The 25,507-nt window shown below is 36.9% G+C and carries 18 protein-coding genes and 6 pseudogenes; 23 read left to right on the top strand and 1 reads right to left on the bottom strand.

The genetic code is table 11. The features are described 5' to 3' along the window. From HSISS2_RS07975 to rpsU, 7 genes and pseudogenes are all read left to right on the top strand, one after another. A partial coding sequence (locus HSISS2_RS07975; protein ID WP_021146250.1) for a helicase-related protein occupies positions 1-1,181 on the top strand: 1,181 nt, incomplete at its 5' end. Between the two features lie 62 nt (positions 1,182-1,243). Beyond that, positions 1,244-1,708 (top strand): 8-oxo-dGTP diphosphatase, encoded by a 465-nt coding sequence (locus tag HSISS2_RS07970; protein ID WP_021146249.1) that lies wholly within the window; start codon positions 1,244-1,246, stop codon positions 1,706-1,708. A gap of 227 nt (positions 1,709-1,935) precedes the next feature. Beyond that, a pseudogene (locus HSISS2_RS07965) lies at positions 1,936-2,738 on the top strand (transporter substrate-binding domain-containing protein). Between the two features lie 10 nt (positions 2,739-2,748). Further along, the gene (locus HSISS2_RS07960; protein WP_042767101.1) at positions 2,749-3,531 is read left to right on the top strand and encodes a transporter substrate-binding domain-containing protein; all 783 of its coding nucleotides are present in this window, start codon (positions 2,749-2,751) and stop codon (positions 3,529-3,531) included. Between the two features lie 374 nt (positions 3,532-3,905). Then, a complete protein-coding gene (locus tag HSISS2_RS07955; RefSeq protein WP_021146246.1) occupies positions 3,906-5,015 on the top strand; it encodes an aminotransferase in 1,110 nt (369 codons plus the stop codon). 67 nt (positions 5,016-5,082) lie between these two features. Next, complete coding sequence (locus tag HSISS2_RS07950) at positions 5,083-5,877, top strand: transporter substrate-binding domain-containing protein (RefSeq protein ID WP_042767262.1); 795 nt, start codon at positions 5,083-5,085, stop codon at positions 5,875-5,877. A gap of 428 nt (positions 5,878-6,305) precedes the next feature. Continuing rightward, on the top strand, positions 6,306-6,482 hold the full coding sequence (gene rpsU, locus HSISS2_RS07945; RefSeq protein ID WP_002884573.1) for a 30S ribosomal protein S21: 177 nt from the start codon (positions 6,306-6,308) through the stop codon (positions 6,480-6,482). Positions 6,483-6,646: 164 nt separating this feature from the next. Here rpsU and mscL read toward each other — a convergent pair whose 3' ends face one another. After that, a complete protein-coding gene (gene mscL / locus HSISS2_RS07940) occupies positions 6,647-7,039 on the bottom strand; it encodes a large conductance mechanosensitive channel protein MscL (protein WP_008535198.1) in 393 nt (130 codons plus the stop codon). 161 nt (positions 7,040-7,200) lie between these two features. Here mscL and dnaG point away from each other — a divergent pair, with 161 nt between their 5' ends. The 16 genes and pseudogenes from dnaG (at position 7,201) to HSISS2_RS07860 (ending at position 25,368) form a co-directional block, all read left to right on the top strand. Next, complete coding sequence (gene dnaG, locus HSISS2_RS07935; RefSeq protein ID WP_021146244.1) at positions 7,201-9,012, top strand: DNA primase; 1,812 nt, start codon at positions 7,201-7,203, stop codon at positions 9,010-9,012. A gap of 8 nt (positions 9,013-9,020) precedes the next feature. Then, a pseudogene (gene rpoD / locus HSISS2_RS07930) lies at positions 9,021-10,124 on the top strand (RNA polymerase sigma factor RpoD); the annotation flags it as partial. A gap of 54 nt (positions 10,125-10,178) precedes the next feature. Continuing rightward, a pseudogene (locus HSISS2_RS07925) lies at positions 10,179-10,513 on the top strand (metal-sulfur cluster assembly factor). Between the two features lie 10 nt (positions 10,514-10,523). Then, a complete protein-coding gene (locus tag HSISS2_RS07920) occupies positions 10,524-11,450 on the top strand; it encodes a glycosyltransferase family 2 protein (protein WP_021146241.1) in 927 nt (308 codons plus the stop codon). A gap of 36 nt (positions 11,451-11,486) precedes the next feature. Then, positions 11,487-12,761 carry a DUF2142 domain-containing protein gene (locus HSISS2_RS07915; protein WP_021146240.1) on the top strand — a complete coding sequence of 425 codons (1,275 nt, stop codon included), beginning with the start codon at positions 11,487-11,489 and terminating at the stop codon, positions 12,759-12,761. Between the two features lie 72 nt (positions 12,762-12,833). After that, the gene (gene rfbD / locus HSISS2_RS07910) at positions 12,834-13,685 is read left to right on the top strand and encodes a dTDP-4-dehydrorhamnose reductase (protein ID WP_021146239.1); all 852 of its coding nucleotides are present in this window, start codon (positions 12,834-12,836) and stop codon (positions 13,683-13,685) included. A 424-nt stretch (positions 13,686-14,109) separates the two neighbouring features. Continuing rightward, on the top strand, positions 14,110-14,604 hold the full coding sequence (locus tag HSISS2_RS11060) for a hypothetical protein (protein WP_021146238.1): 495 nt from the start codon (positions 14,110-14,112) through the stop codon (positions 14,602-14,604). Beyond that, a complete protein-coding gene (locus tag HSISS2_RS07900) occupies positions 14,601-15,326 on the top strand; it encodes a hypothetical protein (RefSeq protein WP_021146237.1) in 726 nt (241 codons plus the stop codon). Before HSISS2_RS11060 ends, HSISS2_RS07900 begins: the two co-directional genes overlap by 4 nt. A gap of 153 nt (positions 15,327-15,479) precedes the next feature. Then, positions 15,480-16,805 carry a lipopolysaccharide biosynthesis protein gene (locus HSISS2_RS07895; protein ID WP_021146236.1) on the top strand — a complete coding sequence of 442 codons (1,326 nt, stop codon included), beginning with the start codon at positions 15,480-15,482 and terminating at the stop codon, positions 16,803-16,805. Further along, positions 16,805-17,795, top strand: a pseudogene (locus tag HSISS2_RS12235) (glycosyltransferase family 8 protein). Before HSISS2_RS07895 ends, HSISS2_RS12235 begins: the two are co-directional and overlap by 1 nt. A 30-nt stretch (positions 17,796-17,825) precedes the next feature. Continuing rightward, positions 17,826-18,542 carry a glycosyltransferase family 2 protein gene (locus HSISS2_RS07885; protein WP_042767099.1) on the top strand — a complete coding sequence of 239 codons (717 nt, stop codon included), beginning with the start codon at positions 17,826-17,828 and terminating at the stop codon, positions 18,540-18,542. After that, a pseudogene (locus tag HSISS2_RS07880) lies at positions 18,542-18,897 on the top strand (DUF2304 domain-containing protein). The gene HSISS2_RS07885 and the pseudogene HSISS2_RS07880 overlap by 1 nt, the downstream one beginning before the upstream one ends. Beyond that, positions 18,887-19,662 (top strand): annotated as a pseudogene (locus HSISS2_RS07875) (glycosyltransferase family 2 protein). Before HSISS2_RS07880 ends, HSISS2_RS07875 begins: the two co-directional pseudogenes overlap by 11 nt. Before the next feature lie 209 nt (positions 19,663-19,871). After that, positions 19,872-22,823, top strand: coding sequence for a rhamnan synthesis F family protein (locus HSISS2_RS07870; RefSeq protein ID WP_042767261.1), 2,952 nt, complete (start codon positions 19,872-19,874; stop codon positions 22,821-22,823). Continuing rightward, positions 22,810-24,117 carry a DUF2142 domain-containing protein gene (locus tag HSISS2_RS07865; protein ID WP_042767098.1) on the top strand — a complete coding sequence of 436 codons (1,308 nt, stop codon included), beginning with the start codon at positions 22,810-22,812 and terminating at the stop codon, positions 24,115-24,117. Before HSISS2_RS07870 ends, HSISS2_RS07865 begins: the two co-directional genes overlap by 14 nt. Positions 24,118-24,120: 3 nt before the next feature. Next, positions 24,121-25,368, top strand: coding sequence for a glycosyltransferase family 4 protein (locus tag HSISS2_RS07860; protein ID WP_021146228.1), 1,248 nt, complete (start codon positions 24,121-24,123; stop codon positions 25,366-25,368). Positions 25,369-25,507: the final 139 nt, after the last annotated feature.

Raw genomic sequence — 25,507 nt, 5'->3', positions numbered from 1 at the left:
GAATGGAGGCTCAGGTTAAGCAATTTGAAGCCGAGGGGAAACTCATCGAGGCTCAACGTATCCGTCAACGGACAGAATACGATGTCGAAATGCTTCGTGAGATGGGTTACACCAACGGTGTCGAAAACTACTCACGCCACATGGATGGTCGTAAAGAAGGCGAGCCACCATTTACTCTACTTGATTTCTTCCCAGAAGATTTCCTCATTATGATTGATGAAAGCCACATGACAATGGGACAGATTAAAGGAATGTATAACGGAGACCAAGCCCGTAAGAAGATGTTGGTTGATTACGGTTTCCGTTTGCCATCGGCTCTTGATAACCGTCCCCTCCGACGTGAAGAATTCGAGAGTCATGTGCATCAGATTGTCTATGTGTCTGCTACACCGGGCGACTATGAGATGGAACAGACCGAGACTGTGGTTGAGCAAATCATCCGTCCAACAGGGCTTCTTGATCCAGAAGTCGAAGTTCGTCCAACTATGGGTCAAATGGATGACCTTCTTGGTGAAATTAATGTCCGTACTGAAAAAGGTGAGCGTGTCTTCGTCACAACTTTGACTAAGAAGATGGCTGAGGACTTGACGGACTACCTCAAGGAAATGGGTGTCAAGGTCAAATACATGCACTCTGACATTAAGACTCTAGAGCGTACGGAGATTATTCGTGACCTGCGTCTAGGTGTCTTTGATGTCCTTATCGGAATTAACCTTCTCCGTGAGGGGATTGACGTTCCTGAAGTTAGTCTGGTTGCTATTTTGGATGCGGATAAGGAAGGCTTCCTTCGTAACGAACGTGGACTTATCCAAACAATTGGACGTGCTGCCCGAAATAGCGAAGGACACGTAATCATGTATGCGGATAAGATTACGGAGTCTATGCAGAAAGCCATGGATGAAACGGCTCGTCGTCGTGAAATCCAAATGGCCTATAATAAGGAACACGGCATTGTTCCACAAACCATCAAGAAAGAAATTCGAGATCTTATTTCGATTACCAAGGCTAATGAAGCAGAAGTGGCAGAGGATACGGTGGACTACAGTGCCATGAATAAGAAAGAACGCCAAGAAGCCGTCAAGAAACTTCAAAAACAAATGCACGAAGCAGCAGAATTGCTTGACTTTGAATTGGCAGCTCAAATCCGTGATATGGTGCTAGAGTTAAAGAGTATGGATTAATTGACATTTCAGACTTAGCCATTATTTAAGCAATCTACTGTATATGAAAGAAAGGTAAATTTATGTCACGTTCACAAGCAACTATTTTGACCAATATGTGCCTCATTGAAGATGGTCATGGAAATATTGTCATGCAAATCCGTGATCCAAAACGTTATTCCTGGTCGGGAGCAGCCCTGCCCGGTGGTCATATCGAAGCACACGAAGGTCTGGTAGAATCAGCTATCCGTGAGGTTAAGGAAGAAACTGGTCTGACCATCAAAAATCCTAAATTAGTTGGTATGAAGCATTGGTACACGACAGATGACGAGCGTTACCTGGTTTTCCTCTATAAAACTTCAGACTTTGAAGGAGAAATCCATTCAACAGAGGAGGGCGAAGTTCGCTGGGTTGCTAGGGAGGATGTGCCTAAGATGGACTTGGCCTATGACATGCTCAATCTGTTACGTGTCTTTGAGGAAGACCAGCTCTCAGAACTCTTCTATCGGGAGCGCCTTGAAGATGACTTCATCCGAGAATTTTGGTAATAAAATGAACTAACTATTTATTCAAATGAATGAATAGTTTTTTATTATTTCTAAAACGATATGGAGAGCTTTAAAATAAAGGAAATTCCTAGTGATTAACAAGCAAAAATTAATAAAAATAAAAATTATAATCAATAAAAGTCCATTTTCCCATTGACAAATGAATAATAATACATTATTATACTTATATAGTTAATAAATATAGAAAAGAGATTGATTATGAAAACATGGAAAAACTTTTGTTGGGACTTACTGGAGTCTTTGCTTTGACGGCTTTAGCTGCTTGTTCGTCATCAAATAATACCTTGGACAAGGTCAAGGATAAGGGAACTTTGACAGTTGCTCTTAATCCCCACTTTGCTCCCTTTGAATTTAAAACCCTCCAAGATGGTAAAGATACTGTCGTTGGGGCAGATGTTGAAATTGCTAAGGCTATTGCTGATGAACTTGGTGTGAAAGTCAAATTCTCTGAAATGTCCTTTGACAATGTCCTAGCCAGCGTTCAGTCTGGTAAAGCAGATATTGCCATTTCTGGTATTTCGGCAACGAAAGAACGTCAGAAAACCTTCGATTTCTCAGATACTTACTATGAGTCTGAAACAGTTCTTGTCGTTAAAAAAGACGACGCAGGAGCTTATAAACAAACCAGCGACTTTGCTAAGAAATCTGTAGCTGTTCAAAAAGGTTCCATCCAAGAAAAAATTGCTAAATCTAATTTGTCAGATGCTAATGTCGTCGCTTTGTCACAACCTGGCGAAGCCATCAATGAATTGAAGTCTGGTCAAGTTAATGGTGTCGTTCTTGAAAAAGCTATCGCTCAAGGTTACGTGGAACAAAATAGTGACTTGGCTGTGTCAGACATTAAGCTCAAGTCAGATTCAAATGATGCTTATGCTGTAGCCATGCCTAAGGGAAGCGATAAACTAAAAGCTAAAGTCAACAAGGTGATTACTAAACTCAAAAAGAAGGTAAAATTGATAGCTTTGTACAAGATGCCTACGCTCTCTCGCTAAAGAGTCCTACTAAATAAGGAGTAAACAATGAAGAAATTTTGGTTTGTACTCACGGCCTTAGTCGCAACTTGCGTCCTGGTCGCCTGTAGCGGAAGTCAGGGGGTGAAACCTCAAACGATTAAGGACAAGAAGAAAATTGTTGTCGCCACTGAATCAGAGTTTGCGCCTTTTGAATTCAAAACGCTCATTAATGGCAAGGACACTCTGGTCGGAGCAGATATCGAGTTGGCCAAGGCCATCGGAAAGAAATTAGGTGTCAAGGTCGAATTTTCCGTTATGTCCTTTGACAATGTCCTAGCCAGCGTTCAGTCTGGTAAAGCAGATATTGCCATTGCAGGAATCTCGGTAACAAACGAGCGTAAGAAAGTCTATGATTTTTCTGATAGCTATTACACCGCTGAAAATGTGGTTATTGTTAAGAAAGATAAGGTCAATGACTTTACAAGCACTGATAGTCTAGCTAAACAAACCGTCGGTACTCAAAAAGGATCCGTTCAAGAAACAGTCGCTAAGAAACAAATTCCGAAAGCTAGCGTGGTTTCACTGGCTTCAAATGGTGAAATGATTAATGAACTCAAGTCAGGACAAATTCAGGCCGTTGTACTTGAAAAGGCTATTGCTGAGGGGTATATCTCTCAAAATGATGATTTGACCCTTGCCAACTTTAACCTCAAGTCAGACGGTTCAGATGCCTATGCAGTTGCAACACGTAAAGGCTCAGATGACTTACTTAAAGAAATTAACGCCGTCATCAAAGAGACTAAAAACTCAGGCAAATTTGACCAATGGCTAAAAGAAGCATCGACTTAAAAACAAAGTAAGTAAAATGAAAAGAGTTTCTATGATGAATTGAATAAAAGTTCTTTTAGAAACTTTCCTTAGGTGATGCCGAACGTCAGCCAACTTCTTTGAAGTTCCATGACTAGGTTTTGTACCTAAGATCTCAAAATTCCAGGCACCTGAAACGAACACGTTTCAGGTGCTTTCATCACGGTGGAAAGTCTCATTTGATGCTTACTTTGCTAACTTAAGAGAGTTTTCAAAAATATTCTTAAATCTAAAATGGGGAATACCCCATTTTTTATTGAATTCTATGTTAAAAACAGGTATTATCAATGTAAGTCTGTCATAAATGACAATAAATAATGTAGTAAAGCAGAGCTTGAGATTAGCAAGGAGAGATAATGAAGCTACCACGTTTTGGTGTTGAAGAATGGCTTAATGTCCATGAAAAATCCGCCATTTATGATATTGCAGGTGTTTCGATTAAGGCCCTAACCCTAGAGGAATTATTTGACCTCTCAGGTATTGATAAGGACACTTTTTTTAACCAACTTTTAAGGAAAAAGATGGATTACGGCTGGATTGAAGGGTCACCAGAGTTTAAGGCTCAGGTGTCAAGTTTGTACAAGAATATGCCAGTTGACAATATCCTCCAAACCAATGGTGCTACAGGTGCGACTATGCTTGCCCTCTATGCTCTGATTGAGACAAAGGATCACGTTATCTCCATGTATCCCACCTATCAACAACTTTATGATATTCCTAAATCCCTAGGAGCAGAAGTGGATTTCTGGGAAGTTCAGGAAGATAAGGGCTGGTTGCCTGATTTGGATCAACTGCGTCGGCTGATTCGTCCTAATACCAAGATGATTTGTATTAACAATGCCAATAATCCTACAGGTGCCCTTATGGATGCTTCCTACCTCAAGGAGTTGGTGGCCATTGCTAAGGAAGTGGGCGCCTATATTTTCTCAGATGAGGTTTATCGCAGTTTTGATAATCCTGCTCCTTCCATCGTTGACTTGTATGACAAAGGCATTACCGTCAATAGTCTGTCGAAAACCTATTCAATACCTGGCATCCGAGTAGGCTGGGTAGCTTCTAATACTGAGGTGGCAGACATTCTACGTGACTATCGTGATTACACAATGATTTGTGCCGGTGTTTTTGATGACATGGTGGCGATCCTTGTCCTCAAAAATAAGGAAGCCATCTTGGAGCGTAACCGTAAGATTGTGACGGAAAATATAGCTCTTATGGATGCCTGGATTGCTGATGAGCCTAAGGCTTCTTGGATTCGCCCAGCTAGTGTATCGACTTCCTTTGTCAAGTTAGAGGTTCCTCGTCCCATTGAAGACTTTGCTCTTGAACTCCTACAGGACTATGGTGTTCTCATTGTTCCAGGTAACCGTTTTGACAAGGAATCCCATGTCCGCATCGGCTATTGTTGTGACAAGGAAGTTCTCCAGAAAGGTTTGGAAAAACTTTCGCAATTTTTGCATAAATGTTGACATTATCACTAATTTCAAGTAAAATAACAAGCGAAAAATTATATTTATACAGGAGTTTCTTATGAAAATGAAAAAACTTTTCCTTGGGGCTATGGCTCTCCTTGCTACTGTGACTTTAGTAGCTTGTGGGTCAAAAAAGGATGCTTACGAATCCATTAAAGAAAATAAAAAGCTTGTTGTAGCTGTGAGCCCAGACTACGCACCATTTGAGTTCAAAACTTTGATTGATGGCAAGGACCAAGTGGTTGGTTCAGATATCAAATTGGCACAAGCTATCGCTGATGAACTCGGGGTTAAACTTGAAGTGGCAACAATGAGTTTTGACAATGTCCTCTCTAGTCTTCAAGCTGGTAAGGCTGATATTGCCATTTCAGGTATCTCAGTGACAGCTGAACGTAAGAAAACCTTTGATTTCTCAGATCCTTACTACGAAACACAAAATGCTATCATCGTACGTAAAGATCAAGCTTCTGATTACTCAAGTCTAGATGCTTTCAAGGGTAAAAAAGTAGCCGTTCAAAAAGGAGCTATTGAAGAAGGACTTTCTAAGAAACAATTGAAAGATTCAACAGTCGTATCACTGACAGCTATGGGTGAAGCTATTAACGAAGTCAAATCTGGCCAAGTTGATGCTGTTGACCTTGAAAAACCAGTAGCAGAAGGCTATGTTGCCCAAAATTCAGATTTAACTTTGGCAAGCGTTGCTCTTAAAGTTAATGATGGCGATGCGAAAGCTGTTGCCATGACTAAAGGTAATGATAAGTTGAAAAAAGCTGTTAATAAAGTTATCAAGAAATTGAAAGATAATGGTACTTACGACGAGTACATCAAGGATGCTTCTAAATACACAGCAGTTGACTAAAATAGGAACTGGAGATGATTTCTCTAGTTAGCTTGAAGACCAAGTCTTCTTTTTGAGACTTTCCTTAGGTGAAGTTGGAACTTATCCTTTCCTAAGGAGGTTTCAAACCTAGAATCTCAAAACTACCAGCGCCTGAAACTATAGAAGTTTCAGGCGTTTTATCGTGGCAGAAAGTTGTGTTAATAATCTCCTTATTGGAGAAAGGAGTACACCAAGGTTTTTGAAGTGATACTTAGGTCATCTCACTATTTAAAATGCTCTGTATATGTATTGACTAGAGAAATTTTTATTATGCCTAAGGAAGTAAAAACCTATCTAGAATTTCAAAAGGTGGAAACCTAAAAGATATTTCTTGACAGACAAAGATGAGTTTTGTATACTTGAATAGAACGTGTAAAATGTTACATTATCTTGAGGAGGTGAATTCAATGTCAAAAACAGTTGTTCGTAAAAACGAATCACTTGACGACGCTCTTCGTCGTTTCAAACGTTCTGTGACTAAAGCTGGTACTCTTCAAGAGGCTCGTAAACGTGAACATTACGAAAAACCTTCTGTAAAACGTAAACGTAAATCAGAAGCAGCTCGCAAACGTAAAAAATTCTAATTAAGAATGATTCTATAGCAAAAAAGCTTGAGTATTTTCTCAAGTTTTTTTCTGTTTTAGCGAATAGATAAGACAGTTGGTTTAACTAAAAGCATATGAAACTAAGATGTCTAATAATTATCAGACATCTTAGTTTCATATGCTTTTAGTTAAACAAATAGAGATTATTTGTTTGCAAGAAGGTCGCGGATTTCAGCGAGCAATTCTTCTTGTGATGGACCAGCATTTTCAGCAGCTTCTTCAGCAGCTTCTTTAGCGGCTTTATTGCTAAGAGCAGTTGCTTTACCAGCAGCTTTAACAACGAAGAAGAGAGTAGTACCAACGATGATGAAGTTGATGACTGCGCTCAAGAAGCTACCGTATGCGATACCGTTCCATGACAATTTAGAAAGGTTTTCAACGTTAGCAGCCTTAACAACTGGGTTAAGGATAAGTGGTGTGATGATATCACCAACAAGTGAAGTAATGATAGCGTTGAAAGCAGCCCCCATAACAACGGCTACAGCAAGGTCAAGGACATTCCCCTTGAACAAAAAGTCTTTAAGTTCTTTAATCATTTTGACAATGATTCCTTTCTTTTATTTACTTTTAATAGTTTATCTGATTTTATATATCTTTACAAGGGATTTGCTCAGAAAAATCATTTTTATTTTACTTTCATTTTTCATCATGCTATAATTAAGGGTAATGCAATTATGGTAAGATAGGGGGCGCGTAGATGGCAATTGACAAAGCTTTAATAGAAGATATTAAGAGCAGCACCAATATCGTTGACGTGATTGGTGAAGTTGTCAGTCTAAATCGAGCAGGTCGCAATTACCTCGGACTTTGCCCCTTCCATAAGGAGAAAACCCCCTCATTTAATGTTATTGAGGACAGGCAGTTTTACCATTGCTTTGGTTGTGGAAAGTCTGGAGATGTCTTTAAATTTTTGGAAGAATACCGTCAGATTTCTTTCCAAGAAAGTGTCAAAGTTCTGGCAGATCGCTTAGGTATCGCAGTTACTATAGATACCCCAAGGCAAGCCCAACAGCAGCATTCTCCAAATCAAGCTTTTTATGATCTTCATGAGGATGCTCTCAAATTCTATCATGCCGTACTAATGACGACTAAGATAGGAGAGGCGGCGCGTGCTTATCTTTATGAGCGTGGCATGACTGACGATTTACTTAAGGCCTTTCAGATTGGTCTATCCCCTGACGAACCAGATTATCTCTATCAGTCTGTTTCCAAAAAATACGACGAAGAGGTGCTGACAGAATCAGGTCTTTTTAATCTTTCTGAAAGTAATTGTCTTTTCGATACCTTTAAAAATCGAATCATGTTTCCGCTCAAAAATGAATTCGGTAAGACAATAGGTTTTTCAGGTCGTGTTTGGACTAAGGAAGCTATTGAACAAGGGCAAGCTAAGTACAAAAATACCAGAGCTACTCGCATTTTCAATAAATCCTATGAACTCTACCACTTAGATCAGGCTAAGCCAGTGATTCAGAAGACTCATGAAGTCTATTTGATGGAGGGCTTCATGGATGTTATTGCTGCTTATAGGGCTGGGCAGGTCAATGCGGTAGCTTCTATGGGAACGGCTCTGACGCCTGAACATGTCAATCGTCTGCGCAAACTAACCAAGAAGATTGTTCTGACTTATGATGGTGATAAGGCTGGGCAAAATGCTATTGCTAAGTCTTTGGAGCTTTTGTCGGACTTTCAGGTCGATATTGTTAAAATACCAGACAATATGGATCCTGATGAGTACCTTCAAAAAACATCTGAAGAGGCTTTGGGCAAACTGTTGGTCGAGTCTCGCATCTCAGATGTGGAATTTTGGATTGGCCAACTTAAACCTGCTAATGTAGATAATCTTCAAGCAGAGATTGCTTATGTTGAGCAGATTGCAAAGATTATTGCCAAGTCACCATCTGTGACGGCGCAAAATTCTTACATTTCTAAGGTGGCTGACTTACTGCCTGACTTTGACTTTTTCCAAGTTGAGCAAGCAGTTAACAACGAGCGCCTGACCTTGAGAAATCAGCAGACGGCTCAATTATCGGCTGCCGGCAATCGTAGTTATGAGTCTTCTGCGTCAGGATTTAGAGGAACGGTTAAGCTACCATCTACGCCTAAGATTACAGGCCTCCGTCGGGCGGAAAATCAACTCTTCCATCGTATGCTTAATCATCCTATGATTTTGAATGACTATCGCATGAGAGAGGAGTTTTTCTTCCAAACGCCTGAGTTAGAGGAGCTTTATCATATTCTGAAACAAGATGGTCAGATTGATACCGTAGCTTTATCTCTACTTTCTCAAGAGGTGCAAACAGCCTATTATCAGGTTTTAGAGGAGATTTTACCACCTGAAACAAGTCTTGAAGAAGTTCAGGCTATCGAAGAGCGTAGAAATCATTTTTTGAGGGAACAGGACTTTCGTAAGCAAAGTAAACAAATAAGAGAATCAAGTAACCACGGTGATGTGGATGCAGCGGTGGAAGCTCTGCAGATGCTCATCGCCCAAAAACGAGATATGGAGTAACACATGGCAAAGAAAAACAAAATACAGCATTTAACGTTCAAGTCGCTGATTTCATTCGTAACCACAAAAAAGCTGGTACAGCAATTGATGATGAAGTCACAGAAAAACTTGTTATCCCATTTGTTCTTGATGCTGATGGGATTGATGACCTTTTGGAACGTTTGACAGACGGTGGTATCTCTATCACTGATAAGGACGGAAATCCTTCATCTAAATATGTTGTTGAAGCCCCAAAACCAGAAGAGTTGACAGACGAGGAGCTTCTTGGTTCAAATTCAGCTAAGGTCAATGACCCTGTTCGTATGTACCTCAAAGAGATTGGGGTAGTGCCTCTCTTGAGTAACGAAGAGGAAAAAGAATTGGCTATCGCTGTTGAAAATGGTGACTTGGAAGCTAAACAACGTTTGGCAGAAGCCAACCTTCGTTTGGTAGTCTCAATCGCTAAACGCTATGTGGGACGTGGTATGCAGTTCTTGGACTTGATTCAAGAAGGTAACATGGGGCTTATGAAAGCCGTTGATAAATTTGACTACTCTAAAGGTTTCAAATTCTCAACTTATGCGACATGGTGGATCCGTCAAGCTATCACACGTGCCATCGCAGACCAAGCACGTACCATCCGTATCCCAGTTCACATGGTTGAAACCATCAATAAATTGGTCCGTGAGCAACGTAATCTTTTGCAAGAGTTGGGCCAAGACCCTACACCTGAACAAATTGCAGAGCGCATGGGTATGACACCAGATAAGGTCCGTGAAATCCTCAAAATCGCTCAAGAACCAGTCTCACTTGAAACACCTATTGGTGAAGAAGATGACAGTCATTTGGGTGACTTTATCGAAGATGAAGTTATTGAAAATCCAGTCGATTACACGACTCGTGTCGTTCTTCGTGAACAATTGGATGAAGTCCTTGATACTTTGACAGACCGTGAAGAAAACGTTCTTCGTCTCCGTTTTGGTCTTGATGATGGGAAAATGCGTACTTTAGAAGATGTTGGTAAAGTCTTTAACGTTACTCGTGAACGTATTCGTCAGATTGAAGCGAAAGCCCTTCGTAAATTGCGCCATCCAAGCCGCAGTAAACAGCTTAAAGACTTTATTGAAGACTAAGAGAGTAAAATGGAGTAGGGCCTGATGTAGGGCCCTGATTTTGGAGGAAAAACTATGTCTGAAGTGACCTATACTGAAGCAGAAATTGAAAAAATCAAAGACCGTATCTTGGAAGCCCTGGAAATGGTTATCGACCCAGAGCTAGGGATTGATATTGTTAACTTAGGCCTCATATACGACATCCGTTTTGAGCAGGATGGTTCCACTGAGATTGATATGACCTTGACAACGATAGGTTGTCCCTTGGCAGATCTTTTGACAGACCAAATTCATGATGCCATGAAAGAGGTGCCAGAAGTCACTAAGACTGAAGTGAAGTTGGTCTGGACACCAGCTTGGTCTGTAGAAAAATGAGCCGTTATGCCCGTATCGCTCTAGGTATTCGTTAGGAGAGCGTTTATGAAAACACTGGCTATCGTTGTCCCCTGTTATAACGAAGAAGAGACTATTCATCCATTTTTAGAAGCTTGTCAGGCTGTTGAAAAGCAGATAGCCAATCAACTAGCGTTTAACTATTACTTTGTGAATGATGGTTCTAAGGATAAAACTTTAGAGGTATTGAGACAGGTTTCGAAGCAGTTTGAAAATGTTCACTATCTATCTTTCTCACGTAATTTTGGTAAGGAAGCTGGCTTGCTTGCAGGCCTTGAAGCAGCTCAGGGAGACTATGTGACAGTTATGGATGCTGACCTTCAGGATCCGCCTGAACTGCTTATTGAGATGTATGCCAAGATTCAAGAAGGTTATGATGTTGTTGGGACTCGTCGTGCTGACCGTAAGGGAGAGCCTCCGATTCGTTCCATCTTTGCCAAGACTTTCTATTGGCTAATTAACAAAGTTTCTGATACCGAGATGGTTGATGGCGCACGTGATTTTCGTTTGATGACTCGCCAGGTTGTTGATGCTATCCTAGAACTCAAAGAGGTTAATCGTTTTTCAAAGGGACTCTTTTCTTGGGTTGGTTTTGATGTGGCCTATGTCTCTTATGAAAATCGTGAACGTGTAGCTGGAGAAACCTCTTGGTCTTTCTGGAAACTATTGAATTACTCTTTAGATGGTTTTATCAACTTTTCAGAAGTTCCTTTGAAACTAGCTACATGGGCAGGAACCTTCTCATTCTTGATTTCTTTGGTTGGAATTGTTTTCGTCATTATCAGAAAGTTGACCATTGGTGGAAGCGTAGCTGGTTGGGCGAGTCTTGTCTCTATTATCCTCTTTATCGGAGGTATTCAGCTCTTAGCGCTTGGTATCATCGGTCACTACATTTCCAAGATTTTCTTAGAAACCAAGAAACGACCGGTTTATATTGTTAAGGAAAAAGGGTGAAGGAATGAGTGAAAAAAGAAAACAATTAACGCCTTTATGTTAATTGTTCTTTTGTTTGGATTAATATCATTATTTGCCTCTTATCCTCTTTCAAATGGAGATGAAGGTTTCCATATGGCAAAAAGTTACTCTGTTTTTTCTGAGACATCCCCTAAGGAGACCTCAGAAAAAAGATTGAGAGAGATTGAGCTTACTGCCATTAGTCAACCTAAACAAATTTCTATAAGAAAATTTTATGGTGAAAAGATTAAAAGTGTTGCAAATGATGGGATTAAATTTAATGTTTTAACCGATCAAAATCTAACATTAAAAATAGATGTTGGGCATTTTATACCCGCAATTGGTTTACTCCTAGGAAGGATAGTTTATCCAAGTTATGGTGTAATGCTATTTTCTGCTAGATTATTTAATTTAATCTTCTTTTTGGGAGGAATGTATCTAATTTTTAGAAGGGCTAAGTTTGATCATCTGATTTTCTTGATGATATTTACTGTTCCTTTTATGCAAAAAATAGCCAGTCCATCATATGATATCTTTGCGTTTCTTGCTGTAGCAGCCTTTGGGACAAATTTCTTGTATTTGAGTCAGTTAAAAAAAGTATCAGATGTAAGGAAAGAAGATGTTGTTTATACAGCAATGACTATAGCATTGATTTTGTTAACAAAACTTAACTATATTTTTGCTTTACCAGTATTATTGGGGATTCCAATAGTATATAATCCTATAATATCAGCACTTAAACGTTGTTCTAGAATATCAAGAGTGTTATTAGCAATTGTAACTAGTTTATTATTCTTAACAGTTGTTTTATTTGTCCACAGAGTCTATAATATTCCCGATTTGATAAAAGTATTTTTCAATAATTACTTTAATGTTGCAACTATGGGTGGGAGGGGTGCGACACTATTCTCTGTAGTTCAGGATAATCTTCCGGAGATAGTGAATATCTGTTGGATTGTTTGTTTAGTATTAGTAATGATGTCAACTCAAAAGAGCGAATACAGATTACCTACTGCTCTAGCCGGTCTAATAGTTTATATATTAAATTGGTTTGGTATATTTTTAGGATTTTACAGTTTACATCCAAATCATATAACTTTTGATGATTTGACGGGTAGGTATTTACATGCATATATTATTTTCCTCGTCCCACTGATGTCGTGGTTGGGAATGAAAATGAATTTTAGAATATCCTCAAAAGCTAAGTATTATATTGCTATTTTTTCAACAGCTAGTGTCTTAGCATTATATTTAATTGTAATTGTATATAGAGGGTTTATTTTAGGTATTACCCCTGCGTGGAAAAACTAAGAGAGAAAGCAGATTTTTTCTGCTTTTTTGTTAAAATGAAACTAACATTATTGGAAATATAAGGAGAAAAATATGATTCTAGTAACAGGTGCAAATGGTCAACTCGGAACTGAACTTCGTCACCTTCTTGATGAACGTAACGAAGAATATGTAGCAGTAGATGTGGCAGAAATGGACATCACGGATGCTGACAAAGTAGACGAAGTGTTTGCAGAAGTAAAACCAACCTTGGTTTATCACTGTGCTGCTTACACAGCTGTTGATGCTGCTGAAGATGAAGGTAAAGAACTTGACTATGCTATTAACGTGACTGGTACTGAAAATGTCGCTAAAGCTGCCGAAAAACATGGTGCAACGCTGGTTTATATTTCAACGGACTACGTTTTTGATGGTGAGAAACCAGTCGGTCAAGAGTGGGAAGTTGATGACAAACCAGATCCACAGACAGAGTACGGTCGTACAAAACGTATGGGTGAAGAACTAGTCGAAAAACATGTGTCAAACTACTATATTATCCGTACTGCGTGGGTATTTGGTAACTATGGTAAGAACTTTGTCTTCACTATGCAAAACCTTGCTAAGACTCACAAGACACTCACAGTTGTTAATGACCAACATGGTCGTCCAACTTGGACACGTACTTTAGCAGAATTTATGACTTATTTGGCTGAAAACCGTAAGGAGTATGGTTACTATCACTTGTCAAATGATGCAGCAGAAGATACAACTTGGTATGACTTTGCGGTTGAAATCCTTAAAGATACTGATGTTGAAGTGAAACCTGTTGATTCAAGCCAATTCCCAGCTAAAGCTAAACGTCCACTTAACTCAACAATGAGTTTGGCTAAGGCTAAGGCTACAGGGTTTGTCATTCCGACATGGCAAGATGCTTTGAAAGAGTTTTACAAACAGGAAGTGAAATAATGACACGAAAAAGAGTGCTATTATGTAGCTTATTACTCAGTCTATTATATGTCATTTCAATTGCTGTTTTCAATAAGGGGTTGAATGGAGCAGATCTTAGCTTCCATCTAAATCGTTTGTTGGGTATGGAAGGTATATATGCCTCCCCTATAAACTTCAAAGCTTTTTATGGTATAGGTTTGGGAGTTAATTATTTCTATCCGTTTTTAACCTATTATCCATTCTTTGTATTATATAGGTTATTCCACAGTGTTTTCCTAGGATATTATATATATCAATATTTACTAACGATACTTACATTTCTAATTGCTTATTATTCGATAAGTAATATTATGGTTAACGAAGACAAGGAAAATAAAAGGATTTTGCGGGTTTATTATTTGCTACCTTTTATACTTTTTCTTTATATAGATTAGATAACATTGTGATACGGTTTGCAACAGGTGAATTTATCGCCTATGCTTTTATTCCGTTAGTTTTCTATGGTCTTTACACTATTTTAAAAGGAGATTATAGAAAATGGTATATTTTAAGTATCGGAATGTCTTTAGTAGCCTACTCTCATTTAATTTCACTACTTCTCACAGCTTTACTAGTTGGTCTCATTTTTATAATAACCTTTTTATTTGTGAATAGTAAGAAGGAGAGACTATTAAGTTTTATAGTGGCAACTTTATCTACGATTTCCATTTTTGCGTTTCAATTGGTTCTTATGGGAGAGCAATCGTTATCGAATGCTATTGTGAAGCCACAAGGAGTAAATTTAAATGCGACTGCCCACTCACTTAAAGATTTATTATTGAATCTCAACTTTGAAAACAATTATACACTTCCAGGATTTCTAATTATTTTTTGTCTAATAGTTTCTCTTATTGGGGTGTTTAAATTACAAAAATATGATATCCTTATTTTGTTTTGACTCTTATCCTCATAGTTTTTGAAAGTCCATTAATACATTGGCCTGAAAATAGTGAACATATAGTATCTTCAATACAGTTTATTTGGCGTCTAAATAATTTTATTACCCTTTTCACTGCTTATTTGGCAAGTAAAGTCTTTGTTAGTCTTTCATTAAGAAAAGAGTGCTTAATCGCAGTATTAATTGGTGTGATTGGCTTGACGACATTCTTTAGTGTTTCACAAGCTCAAAAAACAATAAAGGGACCACAAACAACTTTTAACAATATGCCTAAAGAAGAACTTCTTCCAGTTGTTACAAATGGAGATTACCATGCTACAGATTATATGCTAAGTACAGACGGTAGTATTTCTGATTATGATGCCTTTCAACGAAAATTACGACATGAAGTTATTAGTTTGAAGGATAATCAAATTGTTAAAACAAAGATATTATTTAACTCTTTGAAGACAAAATTAATTATTGATAGTGATAAGAAGCTAACAGTGAGCTTGCCTTTCTATGCATATAAAGGTATATCAGTTGATTTAGATGGTAGTATAACAGATTTTTCTAAGGCTCCGGATGCTGGGGTAAAAATATCGGTACCAGAAGGAAAACATGAGATAGGGATTTCGTATCACTATACAATTTTGGCAAAGATATTTTTTGTAATCTCATTAGTATCTAGTCTCTTTGTAGTGTTATATGCTTATATAATTAAGAAGATAATTAAAAGTTAGTGTATCTATAACAAAAATTGTAGTGGTAAAACTTTTTAAAAGAGGTCTTTATGACCTCTTTTTTAAGTGGTTTAGTGAATCGTTATGTGGGATTTTCACTTTTTAAAAAATCTATAGTATAATAAAGGGAAAAATCGTTTTGTAGGAGAAATAATGAGTTCACAAAAATATACTTTGACAAAGAATATGGATCAACAACCACTCATTTCAGAAAAAATATCTAACCAAAGTTCTATGAAAGAGAATTATATTTGGAATATGTTGGGAACTATCTCGTCTTCTTTAATTTCAGTTATTCTCCTACTTTTAGCGTCCAGACTTCTTGATTCTAGAAATTCAGATATTTTTAGTATTGCGTACGCACTTGGACAGCAGTTCTTTGTGTTAGGATATTTTCAAATACGTAATATGCAATCTACAGATGTTAAAGAAAGGTATTCATTTGTTTCCTACCATAATACACGTATAGTAACAATTATTATGATGTTAGTAACCTCTCTTGGATATGTTTTTGTACAGGGATATGATTTATATAAAGCAATAATTATATTACTTTTAGTATTTTATCGAGCAATTGATGCCTATTCGGATGTTTTTCAGGGGTATTTTCAACAACGAAATAGATCTGATTTAGCTGGAAAGGTTCAGTTTTTTCGAAGTTGGGTCTGTATATTAGTCTTTGGGTTAAGTTTGCTCCTAACAAAATCTTTATTGCTTTCAAGTGGCATTATATGTTTGATAAATCTATTTCTCACAGCTATACTAGATTATAGAGTTTCTATAAATAACTTTAAAGTAGATTTTCTTCCATCAATAATAAAAGATAGAAAAAATATTACCTCTATTTTGAAAGAAGCTTTTCCTTTATTTCTAAATGGTTTTTTGATTACCTATGTCTATAATGAAGCTAAGATTGATATTGACTTGCTTTTAACCCAGGGATTTTTTTCCAATGGTATTCAGCGAGACTTTAATGTGTTGTTTATGCCCGTCTTTGTTCTATCCCTTTTATTTTTCGTTTTAAGACCTTTGACGACACAATTGTCTATTTATTGGTATGAACAGAAATATGAGTTATTTTATAAGCAAGTTCGTCTCTTGTTTGCAGCCATGACAGTTTTAGGTGTAATTATTATTGGTCTAGGTTATCTAATAGGTACAGAGATTTTAGGTTTAGTCTACGGAACATTATTGGTAGAATATAAAGTACCTTTTGCAATTCTTCTGGCGGGAGGTATTCTTAATGTGTTGGCACTTGTTATTGATATAGTTATGACAATTTTTAGAAAGCAATCATATCTAGTGATTTCATATATAACTACCTTTATTGTGGCTAAATTGACCACATTGTCATTTGTAAGGTCAGAAGGTGTTCTTGGTGCATCGTTATCATTCTTAATTTCAATGATTATCTTTTTTAGCACTAGCATAATAATTTATATTTGGGTAAATAATAACGATAAAAGAAAGAGAAGTTAATGAATATTTTATTTACGTTAAATAACGCTTTTGTTCCACAAGTTGCAACATGTATGTGTTCAATTTTTGAGAATAATAAATCAATGGATGAAATTAATATCTACTTACTAAATACCGATATCTCTGAGGTTAATAAAGCTAAACTACAAGAATTCACTAAACTTTATGGTCGTTCAGTTCATTTTATTACTCTACCTAATCTTAGGAGCCTGATAGATTTTGATTTTGATACAAATGGTTGGTCACCAATTGTGTTGGCACGCCTTTTAGTTGACAAGCTTTTACCAGAGGATATTGATAGAATTTTGTATTTAGATGGTGATACCTTGGTATTGGGAAGTCTTGAATCTCTATGGAAATTAGACATGGGTAACCGTTCAATTGGAATGGGGCCTGAATCTACTGTTGATGCAGGGCGAAGAGAATTTCTAGGTCTGGACAAACAAATGTATTGTAATGCTGGTGTTCTACTTATTGATTTGCAGAGATGGAGAGAGCGTAAACTTGGAGAGAAAGTCCTAGAGTATTATAAAAACATGGTGGCAATCTTTTTGCTAATGATCAAGATGCAATTAATGGATCTTTAAAAGATGATATCTATGTTATTTCTCCAAAATATAATTTCTTCAATATATACTTTTTTACCCTTATAGGGTGTTAAAAAAACTATCTTTACCAGCTGAGTTTATAAGTAGACAAGAGTTGCGAGAAGCTATTGAGAGCCCAATCATTGTACATTATCTGGGAGAAGAACGTCCTTGGAGAAAGGGAAATACCCATAAACTAAGAAAGCATTATCTTTATTATTTTGAAAAGACACCTTGGTCTGAAACTCCTATGGAAACAGGTTGGGAATTATACTTTATTTGTTTTAAGACATTTAATATAATTATGAAACCTTTTCCAATGTTGAGATATAAGATTATTAACTCGCTGATACCAGCATTTATGAAATACCGAAAAAAACAACTCCAAAAAAATAAAAGATAGACGTATTAAACACAGAAAGAATAAGAATACATGAGAGTTTTAATGATTATTCCTGCCTACAATGAGGAGGAAAGCATTTTCGACACGGTAACAAGTATCTTGAATTACCGCAAGAAAGTTGATTTTGAGTTGGACTATGTTGTTATCAATGATGGATCAACTGATAAGACAAAAGAAATTTTGGAAGAGAATCATTTTAATGCTGTTAATCTTGTTATGAATCTTGGAATTGGTGGCGCGGTTCAAACAGGTTACAAATATGCACTGGAGCATGACTATGATGTAGCTGTTCAATTTGATGGTGATGGACAGCATGATATTGAGTCTCTATCAGAACTGCTTGAGCCAATTCGAAAAAATGAAGCAGATTTAGTTATTGGTTCTCGTTTTGTTGGTGATGTTAAGTCGGAATTTCAAACGACGTTTATGCGACGTTTTGGAATTAGTGTGATTTCTAATCTCATCAAATGGACGACAGGCCAAAGAGTTTTAGATACGACATCGGGCTATCGTTTAGCTGATAAAGCTATTATCAAACAATTCGCTAAACGTTATCCAATCAAGTATCCAGAACCAGAGACTATTGTTCATATTTTGAAACGTAAATATCGAGTTGTTGAGCAACCAGCGAATATGTTTGAACGCACTGGTGGCGTTTCTTCTATTACGCCAATTAAATCCATTCGTTATATGCTTGAAGTGTGTTCCTCGATTGTTATTGCAGCCTTTATGAGGGAGAGTGAATAATGTCAGTTTTATCTATTGTGATGTTAATAGCTTCAATCTTTTCCTTTATTTAGTCATTAGGAATATCAACAAGAATAATATTTTATTTGAGCAAGCCTTCATGTGGATTGTCATCAGTCTTGTGATGATTATTATCTCCATTTTTGATGTTATTCCGGTTTATTTTGCAGGATTACTTGGATTTGAACTGACATCAAATTTCTTATTGTCGCTTGCAATCTTCTTCTTGCTAGTTATTGCTTTTTTACAAACCATGACATTGTCAAAGCAAAAGGAACAGATTAAGCATTTGGTTCAAGAATTATCAATTCTAAAGAGTCACGTTGTTGAGAAAGAGGAAAAGAATGAAGGATAATCATACTTGGGTAATTTGTGCTTATGGAGAAAGTGATTATCTAGAAGCTTGTATTCAATCTTTGAAAAATCAAACTCTTAAATCACAAATTATCTGTTATAGTTCAACGCCACTTGATTCGATTAAGGAACTTTGCCAGCGTTATGCTATCCCATTTTATACTAAACAAGGTGGAGGAATTGGTAAGGATTGGAACAATGCTATGTCTTTTGTAGAGACTAAATATGCTACAATAGCTCATCAAGATGACTACTATGAGCCAGAATACACTGAGAAAGTATTGGGCAAAATGGAAAGAAATTCTGATGTTTTAATTGGATATTCTGATTATTTTGAAGAAAAAATGGTCTTAAGATTCCTGCCAATACAAATCTTAAGATCAAAACCTTGATGCTCAAAACCTTGAATCTTTTTCCAGCTAGTCATTTTTGGCGCAATCGTGTGATGGCTTTTGGAAATCCTATTTGTTGTCCAGCTGTCACTTATAATCTTGAAAAGTTGAAGAATTTCTATTTTGATGAGGAGATGAAGGTTAGCCTTGACTGGTATGCTTGGTATAAGATTAGCGAGTTCAAGGGACGTTTTATCTATGTAGCAGATAAGCTTATGTGTCACCGAATTCATGAAGAGTCTGAGACTTCTAAAACTATCGCTGATAATACTCGTAGTAAAGAAGATTTGTATATGTATGAACTCTTCTGGCCAAAGTGGGTAGCTAAGGGGCTAATGAAACAATATGTGAAGAGTCAGAAGACAAATGGCTAACGAGCTAATATTAAAATAATGAAAAGCAGATTCGCTCTGCTTTTTTTGTTTCTCAATAGCAAGGGGACTTTTTCTTTTTGTTTAAACTATAGTATAATTGAGGTAGTATGCACCTTCAAAGATTGGTTATCACCGTAATCTTTGAAGCTAGTAATGTTAGTAGATATCAAGTACTAATTGATATTTTGTTAAACAAAATGGATGGAAAAATGAATAATTTAATCTCAGTGGTTGTTACCTGTTATAATCACGAAAAGTATATTGAGCAATGCTTGCGAAGTATTTTTAATCAGACTTATCGAAATATCGAATTAATCGTTTTGGATGATGGTTCGACGGATAGTTCAACTCAAATTATCCAAGAGGTTTTGAAGGATTCACCTTTTGAGACAACATTTGAAACTCATGAAAACCTTGGGGTGGTAAATAATCGAAATTTAGGACTCGAGCTTATTAGAGGTGATTATTTGCTATTTGTAGATAGTGATAACTACCTCGATGCGGATTATGTGGAACAGTTGTATAGTAAGTTGATGGAAACAAATGCTGACATCGTGTACTGTGATCTTTTTAACCCAGAAAAAGAAGAGTTCTACCTCAAAAGCCGTGAATTTGATTTAACTGCTTTCCTAAATGCTAGTTTTATTGATAATTGTTCTTTGATTCGTAGAAGTATTATTGGAAATACTCGTTATGATGAGAAGTTAAATCGTAAAAAGCTTGAAGATTATGACTTTTTATTGAACTTGATTATTAATAACGGTGCTAAAGCGGTATATCAGCCAAGCACTAAGCTTAATTATCGTGTCTTTGAAACAGGGTCAATTTCTGGACGTGACTCAGTTCGCTACCATTATGAAATCTATCTTGACATTCTTGAGAAATATCTTGATAAGCTTCCTCATGAAGTTTACAAGGCAGTTTGTGATAACCTCATGGTTTTGGAAGAGCGGTTAGATAGCTTGCTTAAACATCACGATGAAGTGACAGACTATGTTAATCGCTTGAAAAAAGAACGCGATCAAATTGAACAAAGGAAGGGTGCACAATCTAAGCGATTGAAGGGTGCCCATAAAGAGATAGAGCTTATCCGAGGTTCACTGTCATATCGTTTGGGGAACGCACTAATTACACCTATAAAGACAGCAGGAGTAATTGCTAAGAATCCAAAGGCAATTAAAAATTATTTGAGAGCTTTAAAAGTCAAAGTGATACAGCTACGTCGTCGAATGACACCACTTAAGGTTCGCCAGTTACGACGTCTCAGAAATAGTCAACGCTCTGCCTTGTCCCATAATGGTAAGAAAGCGTTGGTTTATGTTATTTTTGAGTCTGAAGCTCGTCTTCAAGAATACAAATTACGTTTCTTGCAAGCCTTGGCTCCATTGGTAGATGATGTTATTGTAGTTGTCAATGGACAGCTTCACGATGATGATATTAATACCCTTGAGACTTACGGTAGGGTTTTGACTCGTGATAACAAGGGATATGATACTGCGGCCTTTAGAGAAGGAATCTTTGCCTTTGGTAAAGATAAGCTTAAAGATTATGACCAGCTCCTCTTGGTGAATGATACTAATATTGGTCCGATGAGGGATTTGTCTCAAGTGTTCCAGGAAATGGCTGATAAGAAACTAGATTTCTGGGGAATTTCCTTTGGAGAAGAACAAGAGGATGTTACTAAAGAGAATCCTTATGGCTACATTCCTAAGCATCTTCAATCTTATTTCCTAGTTATTGAAAAGCTCATGTTAAACGATGATGACTTTTATGAGTACTGGACACATTTGACGGATACAGATTCTCGTGATAAGGCTATTGGTCGACATGAGACACGTTTTACCAAGCATTTTGCTGATTTGGGTTATCGTTTCGATGCGGTCGTGCAAGAATACGAAGATTCTGCCATGTATATCCACCCGCTTAAGATGCTCAAAGCAGGTAGTCCTTTGGTGAAATATACGGCTCTGAAAAATTATGATGAAGACCAGTTCTTGTGGCAAGGTCTGGATCGTGATTCAGAAGTCCCTGACTTGTTGGACTTTGTTGCAGAAAAAACTGATTATCCAGTGTCAATTCTGGAAGATATTGTGAATAAATTTAAGGTGGTTCCACGTGATCAATATATTCTATTGATTGATGGGGTTGAAAATATTATTCCGCAATGTACCCGTTACCGTGTCTTGAATAAGGCAGAGCAATTACGTAAGCATGGTTTTGCAGTCAAAGTTGTTAACCTATCTGATTTCCAACTATCGATGGCTCAAAACGCTAGTCACATCATTATCTACCGTTCACCAATCTCACCTGAACTTTTGCGTCTCTGTCATTTGGCTAAAGAATATGGAAAACCTGTCTTCTTTGATATTGATGATTTAGTCTTTGATACGGTTTATACAGACCAATTGAGTTATACGCAAGGGCTTAATTCGGTTGAAAAAGGAAACTATGATGCAGGTGTTCGAAATTACGGTTATATGTTAGAGAACTGTGATGGTGCCATTACTTCAACTAACCAGTTGCAAGAGGAGTTGAAGAAGTATCAAAGCAAGGTTTTGCTTAATCGTAATCTAGCCTCTGATGAGTTAATCTCTATCAGTAGTCAATTTATTAAGGACTATTCTCAAGTATCAGACATTGTTAAGATTGGTTATTTCTCTGGTTCAATTAGTCATAATGAGAATTTTGAATTGATTAAACCAGCTATTAAGCAACTGCTTACAAAATATAGTAATGTTCAATTACATATTGTCGGAATTCTTGATATTCCAAAAGATATGAAGCTCTTTGAAAATCAAATTGTCACTCACGATTATGTGGACTGGGATAAACTGCCTGCCTTGATTAGCGAGGTTGATATTAACCTGGCACCGCTTGTGGATTCTATCTTTAATCGTGCCAAATCTGAGATTAAGTGGATTGAAGCTGCTTTGGTAAAAGTGCCAACAGTAGCGAGCAAGATAGGAGCTTTTTCGGATGTGGTTATTGATGGTGAAACAGGTCTGTTAGCTACTGATGATCAGTGGTTTGACAAGCTAGAGGCTTTAGTTTTATCTTCAGATTTAAGACAAAAGTTAGCTGAATTAGCTTACCGAGAGGTCCTTGGAAATTGTACCTTAAGCAAGAAAGATGAAATGGTGACTTATTTTGAACAGAATTAAACAGATAAAAGTTGAAAATTTATTTTTCATATTAGCAACGATTTTTATTTTCTCATTTATGTTTGTGTTTCCGATTAATCGTGTGCCAGATGAGACAAATCATGCACGCATGACATGGGAAACCTTCCATAAACCAACTGAGAAATCTTTTAAGTGGATGAACGAGATTCCAAGTAATGATAAGGTTAAACTAGCAGAATATAAACAGATTTTTGCTCAAAAAATTGATATGAGCAAGGAACCTTTTCATTTTGGTGTGAGTTTGAAATCAATCTCCTTTATTCCACAGTTGATAGGGATGACGATTGGAAGCTGGATTAGTCCTACAGTTGGTATGATCATTTATATGGGCCGTATTTTTAATGCATTGGCTTATATTCTAGGAATTTACTTTTTAATACGTTATTTCAAGTATGGAAAGACAGCCCTAATGTTTATATCGCTTTTACCTATTATGGTTCAACAGGCTTCATCACTTTCTTATGATGTGATGAACTACTTGGAAGTGATGTTGGCTCTTGGTTTTATCACCAATCTTGCCTATTCTAAACGTTTTACCAATCGTAATCTTATTCAAGTGATAGGTCTTGCGATTTTACTTTTAGCGACTAAACCAAATAACATTCTAGTGTTGGGATTAATACCATTTGTACCGTTTAAGTTTGAAGGTGCCCTTTCCTTTCTAAATCGTCCAATGCAAGCAGTCAAGGCCTTTATTTCGAAATTTAAAGGAGTCTTCTATCTTCTCTTTATTGTGGGTGTTGTTGCGGTTCTTCAATTTTTGATGAAGAATCAGGGTGGTCTTCACCATTATGGAGACGTTTTGCGTAATACACTTTTCAATCCTGAGTTGAATGATAATTTGAATGGTATCTTGTCCCTTGGAATGTTTGGCTACCTTGGGAATCTTACCTTGCAAATGCCACTTTGGTTAATTTTCATTGACATTATAGTTTTGACTCTGTTATTTCTCTCAAGCAAGAAGGATTTCTTTACCAAAGATTTCGCAAATGCATCATGGATTCTCTTCTTATTAGAGATTTTAGCTGCAATCACAGTGATGTATATCCAGTGGACACCTCTTGTTCTTGGTAAGGGAGCTAATATATCAGTTGGTTCTCAAGGACGTTATTTTACGCCATTTATCATTCTTTTATTACCTCTAGTAGCTAATATGGCTAATATCGATTTATCTCGACATAGACGATTGAAAATAGCAACAGTGACTTTAGTAGCTAATTTCCTAGTTGCTATGTATTTGATTCTTTTCCATTACTGGGGGGTATTTGCATAATTTATGACTAAGACAATTTTATTTATTTCTCCGACAGGGACCCTGGATAATGGTGCTGAAATTTCTATCGTCAATTTGATGAAATTTCTAGTAGACGAAGGTTATCGTGTCTTGAATGTTTTTCCGGATTATAAAGTGCCATCTCAAGAAGAATATCGAACAGCATTGCAGAATGCAGGAATTGAAACCTATGGTCTTACAGCAGTCAAATGGTGGTGGGAAGAAGCACCAGGTGGCTCACCAGGTAATCATTTTATGCGAGTGACCTCCTACAATAAGAATATTAAAGATATTCGAAATATTATCGTAGATAACAAGGTAGACCTTGTCATCAGTAATACGGTAAATGTTTTTCAAGGCGCACTTGCTGCGGCTTTTGAGAATGTCAAACATTTTTGGTTAATCCATGAATTTCCTGAGGGAGAATTTGGTTACTATAAGGAAAAACTGGACTTTATAGATAAATTCTCAGATGACATTTTTGCTGTTACGGGCGCTTTAACAGAAGATTTGGAAAAGTATTTTCTTAACAGAAAGATTTATTCCTTTGCCCCATATACTCAAATGGATCCAAAAGAAGAGATTAAAACAGACTCAAATTTCCATAATCGTATCATTTCAGTTGGTCGTTTGACTCAGAGAAAAAATCAGCTTGAGTTGATTAAGGCCTTTCAATTACTTAATCTAGAAGGAACTGAGCTTGTATTTTTAGGGGCATGGGATGAGGACTATAAACAAATTTGTGATGATTATATTGCAGAACATCATCTGAAGTCTATTTCCTTTTTAGGACATGTAGACGATCCTTGGTCTATGATTACTGATAAGGATTTAACAGTTTTTCCATCTAGTATGGAGACGTTTGGTCTTGTTTACGTTGAGTCTGTTTTAAATGGCATTCCAACAATTTTATCTGATAATGCAGGACACAGATCTGCCTTTGAATATATGAATGAGCAAGGTCATATGTACCATTTGGGTGATTTAAAAGCATTAACAAGAACCATTTCAGATACCCTTGCTCAATTTAATAAAGAGAAACGTGAAGCAGTACAAGCTGTTCCTAGTTTGAAAGAGAGATACTCTCTTGAGAGTGTTTACGCTAATATTACTGAAAAGCTTGAGGATAATGAATTGCATCATAAAAAAGTCAATAAGTCTGACATAGATTTTCTAAATACCAAAAAAGCTCTAACAAAGAGTGTCAAATCTGCTATAAAGAAATTATTTCAGCTTAAGAAAATAAATTAAGATAGAATATAGTTTTCCATGTCTATGGATAGAGAGGCCGTTTTTTGACGGCCTTTTTGTTTTACTCTTTCTGTTCAGTCATGCAAAATACCTTCCAAAATGGTATAATAAAAGCTACTATGTATGATTCTGTGTATTT

Source organism: Streptococcus sp. HSISS2 (genome assembly GCF_000448665.1).
Classification (GTDB): Bacteria; Bacillota; Bacilli; order Lactobacillales; family Streptococcaceae; genus Streptococcus; species Streptococcus raffinosi.
The sequence above is the reverse complement of the archived record's forward strand: the minus strand, read 5'-3'. Positions and strand labels throughout refer to the sequence as shown.

What these genes read in the sequence shown, in the direction of transcription:
- HSISS2_RS07860 (WP_021146228.1), top strand. Translation starts at nt 24,121, where the DNA reads ATGACTAAGACAATTTTATTTATTTCTCCGACAGGGACCCTGGATAAT.
- HSISS2_RS07915 (WP_021146240.1), top strand. Translation starts at nt 11,487, where the DNA reads ATGTTAATTGTTCTTTTGTTTGGATTAATATCATTATTTGCCTCTTAT.
- HSISS2_RS07885 (WP_042767099.1), top strand. Translation starts at nt 17,826, where the DNA reads ATGAGAGTTTTAATGATTATTCCTGCCTACAATGAGGAGGAAAGCATT.
- HSISS2_RS07955 (WP_021146246.1), top strand. Translation starts at nt 3,906, where the DNA reads ATGAAGCTACCACGTTTTGGTGTTGAAGAATGGCTTAATGTCCATGAA.
- HSISS2_RS07870 (WP_042767261.1), top strand. Translation starts at nt 19,872, where the DNA reads ATGAATAATTTAATCTCAGTGGTTGTTACCTGTTATAATCACGAAAAG.
- rfbD (WP_021146239.1), top strand. Translation starts at nt 12,834, where the DNA reads ATGATTCTAGTAACAGGTGCAAATGGTCAACTCGGAACTGAACTTCGT.
- HSISS2_RS07950 (WP_042767262.1), top strand. Translation starts at nt 5,083, where the DNA reads ATGAAAAAACTTTTCCTTGGGGCTATGGCTCTCCTTGCTACTGTGACT.
- HSISS2_RS07920 (WP_021146241.1), top strand. Translation starts at nt 10,524, where the DNA reads ATGAAAACACTGGCTATCGTTGTCCCCTGTTATAACGAAGAAGAGACT.
- HSISS2_RS07970 (WP_021146249.1), top strand. Translation starts at nt 1,244, where the DNA reads ATGTCACGTTCACAAGCAACTATTTTGACCAATATGTGCCTCATTGAA.
- HSISS2_RS07960 (WP_042767101.1), top strand. Translation starts at nt 2,749, where the DNA reads ATGAAGAAATTTTGGTTTGTACTCACGGCCTTAGTCGCAACTTGCGTC.
- rpsU (WP_002884573.1), top strand. Translation starts at nt 6,306, where the DNA reads ATGTCAAAAACAGTTGTTCGTAAAAACGAATCACTTGACGACGCTCTT.
- mscL (WP_008535198.1), bottom strand. Translation starts at nt 7,039, where the DNA reads ATGATTAAAGAACTTAAAGACTTTTTGTTCAAGGGGAATGTCCTTGAC.
- dnaG (WP_021146244.1), top strand. Translation starts at nt 7,201, where the DNA reads ATGGCAATTGACAAAGCTTTAATAGAAGATATTAAGAGCAGCACCAAT.
- HSISS2_RS07895 (WP_021146236.1), top strand. Translation starts at nt 15,480, where the DNA reads ATGAGTTCACAAAAATATACTTTGACAAAGAATATGGATCAACAACCA.